General features: G+C 65.7%; 5 protein-coding genes. 4 read left to right on the plus strand and 1 reads right to left on the minus strand.

The features are described from left to right. Positions 1–185: 185 nt before the first annotated feature. Both QZ266_RS10110 and pip read left to right on the plus strand, forming a co-directional pair. Entirely contained in the window at positions 186–653 is a 468-nt protein-coding gene (locus QZ266_RS10110; protein ID WP_295694715.1) for a hypothetical protein, read from the plus strand. Beyond that, positions 650–1,672, plus strand: coding sequence for a prolyl aminopeptidase (gene pip, locus QZ266_RS10115; protein ID WP_295694717.1), 1,023 nt, complete (start codon positions 650–652; stop codon positions 1,670–1,672). Before QZ266_RS10110 ends, pip begins: the two co-directional genes overlap by 4 nt. Here the strand turns inward: pip and QZ266_RS10120 are convergent. Then, complete coding sequence (locus tag QZ266_RS10120) at positions 1,669–2,400, minus strand: DUF2793 domain-containing protein (protein WP_295694720.1); 732 nt, start codon at positions 2,398–2,400, stop codon at positions 1,669–1,671. The two genes, pip and QZ266_RS10120, sit on opposite strands and share 4 nt — an antisense overlap. 156 nt (positions 2,401–2,556) lie before the next feature. Here QZ266_RS10120 and QZ266_RS10125 point away from each other — a divergent pair, with 156 nt between their 5' ends. Together QZ266_RS10125 and QZ266_RS10130 are read left to right on the plus strand one after the other, a co-directional pair. Beyond that, positions 2,557–3,999: a methylmalonyl-CoA mutase family protein gene (locus tag QZ266_RS10125; protein WP_295694724.1), complete on the plus strand. Its 1,443-nt coding sequence runs from the start codon at positions 2,557–2,559 to the stop codon at positions 3,997–3,999. A gap of 14 nt (positions 4,000–4,013) precedes the next feature. After that, positions 4,014–4,417: methylmalonyl-CoA mutase family protein (locus QZ266_RS10130; protein ID WP_367178236.1), on the plus strand; the 404-nt coding region annotated here is incomplete at its 3' end.

Below are 4,417 nucleotides of genomic sequence, written 5' to 3' on the forward strand. Positions count from 1 at the left end.
TAGAGCGTTCCCTTGGTAAGGGAGAGGTCGAGTGTTCAATTCACTCTAGCGGCACCATTACTCGCGCATCACCGGAGAACCACCCCTGGGGGGACGAGGCTTGTCGTCACCGCCCTGTCTGGTATTGGCAGTAGGGACGGGCTGCACGGGCGAGATCCTGTGCGGCGGGGAAGACGGGGGACAATGTGCGACTATTCAGATCGGACTGGATCAGGGCCGGTGGCGCCCTTGCGGTCGCCATGTCCGCTGCGACCTATATCATCGGCACCCAGTCGCCAGCCAATGTGGCACCGAGCGCCGACGCCGTCGTCTACAGCGTTCTTCACATGACCGAACGCATGGCGGACCGGCAGGCTTGCCCGCTCGATCTCGGCCAGGCCCGCGCGCTCATCGAACAGCAGCACGCGACATCCGGCCTGATCCTCGAATACAGCCCGCTCGCCGATGGACCCGATGTTCTGCTGCACGAATTCTCGGCAGAGCACACACTTTCCGATGCCAACACACCGGCCCGGTGTTCCTGGACAATCGAGATCAGCTATCAGGGCCAATCCCTGGTCCACCGGGCGGTAACCGAACCCGCCGAGCTGCCGGCAAGTCCAGTCGGCTTGTCGGCCGAGACAGGCAGCCTGATCTCGGCCCCGACTCGATGAGCGCCTTCTTTCCTGAACCGGCAGTCCGGCGCGAAGGCCGACTGGCCGTCAGTGACGGGCATGAACTGCATTGGGAGTGCTGCGGCAACCCGCAGGGCGTACCGCTTGTCTTCCTGCACGGCGGGCCGGGCTCGGGCATTTCGCCCAAATTCCGGCGCATGTTTGATCCCGCCATCTATAATTTGATCCTGTTCGACCAGCGTGGCGCCGGACGCTCGACACCGCATCTGTCATTGACCGGCAACACCACGCAGGACCTGGTCGCCGACATCGAGGCCCTGCGAGCCCATCTCGGGCTTGAATGCTGGATGGTGTTCGGTCCTTCCTGGGGATCCACCCTCGCGCTCGTTTACGCCCAGAACCATCCTGTATCTGTCAGCGCGCTCGTCGTGGAAGCCGTATTCGCGGCCCGTCCGGATGAGCTGAGCTGGTGGCACGGGCCTGACGGTGCGCGGCGCTTTTTCCCGGACGCTTTCGCCGACTTCATCGCGCCGGTCCCCGCCGCCCTGCGTAACGACCACACGGCGATTGCGCATTGGTATCTCGCCGCCATGCAGGCCGAGATCGCCGCTGGCATGCCGGACCTGGCCGGGCTGGACCAACCCGAGACGCCACTGGAAACCCTGCGTCGCTCAGCCCTTTATCGCTGGACCGAGTATGAGGACCGGATGTCCTATCTCGACAATCCGGCCGAGACCGTGCGCGACGGGCTGAGCGTTCGAGGCCGGGACTTCCTCGCGGCCCATTCACTCATCGAAGCCCATTATTTCAGCCAAGCCTGTTTCCTGGAACCAAACCAGATATTCAATCAGGCGGGTGGTCTCGCCGATATCCCGATGGGAATACTCCACTCGCGCTATGACATGATCTGCCCGGCGCGCGTGGCGTTTGACCTGGCCGAGGCGTGCCCGCATGCCGATTTTCGTCTGGTGGCCGTCAACGGGCACGGCATGACCGACGCCACACAGCGTGAACTGAACAGTCTGATGGCCGATTTGACGGCCTCACTCACCGCCTAGGCGATCGGCGCAACCGGGCGCCAGGCGTGAATGGCGATCGCGACCTCTCCCCCCGCAAAATCTCCGCCATTGGCCGTGAGGACGACTGGCGCGTCGGCGTAAAAGGCCGTCGGGCCGATCACGCCGATATTGCTCGAGCCGGCGGCAATGCCGAGCGACCCACCGAATTTGCCGGGCTCCCCGGCGATTCCGCAGTCAAAGGACAGCGCACCGGTAATGGATTCGCGGGTGCGGACGGAGACAGCGAAGACCACCGATCGGGCCGGAATGACGAGGGTCGATTGCACGCTGCTGCCGGTCAGGCCCGCAATGACCTCATCACCCAGCCAGGCCTGCGTCGCACCGCCGGTATCGCCCTCGACGAGCAGGTGTTCGGGTCGCGCGCGCCGCCAGCGCTGCGCGTCGGCATCCCAGCGCACATCGCTGGCCTCGTCGCGGACATGGACACACCAGCGATCCCGGGGGCTGTAGGCATGCCAGCTGCCATCGCGAAAGACTGCGAGATCACCGGCAGCGAATCCGGACCAGCTATCGCCGGACGCGCCGGCCGGGATCAACCACGCCGCGCCCTCTCCCGGCTCGGTCGGTTGCGCTGCCAGGAAACGGCTTTCCGCAACCGTCCGGACCAGCGCATCGAGGCGAAGAAGCGCCTCATTCACTGTGACATGCTTTTGCGCCTGCGCGGGCTGCACGAGTGGAAGATGAAGGGTCGGACTGGTCTGGGACATGGGTTATCTCCTCGCTGGCCCGCCAGTCTGTGGCAATATGGAGGCTCGAGGATTGGGCCGTGCACTGTCCACGCTTCAGGCGGCCACTTGACGCGCGGACCATGCACGCTTTTTCTCCGCCGCAGAACGATAACGAGAAGATCGAGGAAACCGGGCATGACTGACACTATCCGCGCCCTTGCCGGGGATTTCCCGGCCCAGACGCCGGCCAGCTGGACGGTCCTGGCCGAAAAAGCCCTCCGCGGCGCCGATTTCGGAGCCACGCTCGGCCGCACCACGATCGACGGGATCGAGCGCGGTCCGGCCTTTTTCGCCCGTCCGGAAGGCAGCCATGCTGTCGATGCGGCGCCGCGTGACATCCACCTGCCCTGGGGCATCCGCCAGACGTTGGTCGAAGCCTCGCCCGAGGCCGCCAATGCCGCGGCGCTGGACGATCTCATGGGCGGTGTGTCGGAGCTGGAATTGCGGCTGGACCCAACGGGCGCACACGGGCTCAAGGCCAATGAAATCGACCTGCTGGATGCTGCACTCACGGGCGTTGATCTCACCCTCGCCCCGATCCATCTGGACAGTCTGGGCGGACAGGGTCACCACGCCCACCTGCTCCTCGCACTTCTCGCTCGCCGCCGGATTGATGGCGAAACGGTCAGTGGCGGGCTTGGCCTTCACCCGATCGAACGCGCGGCGCGCCAGGGCATCCCTCTGGACGCACAATGCTTCCCCAAGACTGCGGAACTGACCGAGCTGGCCCAGGCCGCTTTCCCCAATCTGAAAATCTTCCGCTGCGAAGCGGCCCACATGTACGAGGCCGGCGCCAGCGAGACGCAGGAACTGGCCATCATGGCAGGCTCCGCCGCGACCTATATGCGGTTGATGATGGAGACCGGGCTGGACGCCAATTCCGCCGCTCGCGCCATCGAGGCCCGACTCGCTGCCGATGCGGACATTCACCTGACCATCGCCAAGCTGCGCGCCGCACGCCGGATCTTTGCCCGGATCGCCGAGAGCTTTGGCGCCACGGGCGAGGCGCGGCGCCTGAGCCTGCACGCGACCACCGCCGGACGCATGCTGTCGGCGAGCGATGCCTGGACCAATCTGATCCGCAATGCCTGTGCCGGCTTTGCCGCCGCAGCGGGCGGCGCTGACGCGATCACAGTTCGTCCCATGACCGACGCGATCGGCCGGCCGACCCGCTTTGCCCGTCGTGTGGCGCGCAATCTTCACATCCTGCTGGCCGAGGAAAGCCATCTCGGCAAGGTCACCGACCCGGCGGCCGGCTCCTATTTACACGAGACCCTGGCGGACAGTCTGGCCAGCAAGGCCTGGGCGCTCTTCCAGGAAATCGAGCGTCGGGGCGGCCTCGTCGAGGCCTTCGCGTCAGGATGGCTGCAGGGCGAGATCGCCACATCGCGTACCGCCCAGCTGGCCCGTATCGAGAGCGGCCAGACGCCAATTCTCGGCGTGACGCAATACAAAGACCCCGATCCAAGGCCGGTGGAGACGGATGGCCTATGGCCCGAAATTGCCGCGCCGGAGGGGGCGTTGACCGCGACACGTTTTGCCGCCGCCTTCGAGACCGCGATGGAGGCCGCCCAATGACCCGACCGACCAACATGGCCGACACCACGACGCCCGACTTCACCACGATCGATCTCGGCGAAGCCCGCAGCCCCGGCGCCGGCTCCCGCGAACCCTGGACGCCCGCCGAAGGCATTCCGGTCAAATCACAATACCGCGCCGAGGAGAGCGCCGGCATCGACTTCCTGGGCTCTGTCCCCGGCGCTGCTCCCTTCGTCCGTGGCCCCTACCCCACCATGTATGGCCAGCGCCCCTGGACGATCCGGCAATATGCCGGCTTCTCGACTGCAGAGGACTCCAACGCCTTTTATCGTCGCAATCTGGCCGCCGGTCAGAAAGGCCTTTCGGTCGCCTTCGACCTGGCCACCCACCGCGGCTATGACAGTGACCATCCGCGCGTCGCCGGTGATGTCGGCATGGCCGGCGTGGCCATCGACAG

Origin of the sequence: uncultured Maricaulis sp. (genome assembly GCF_905480005.1) — a bacterium.
Taxonomy (GTDB): Bacteria; Pseudomonadota; Alphaproteobacteria; order Caulobacterales; family Maricaulaceae; genus Maricaulis.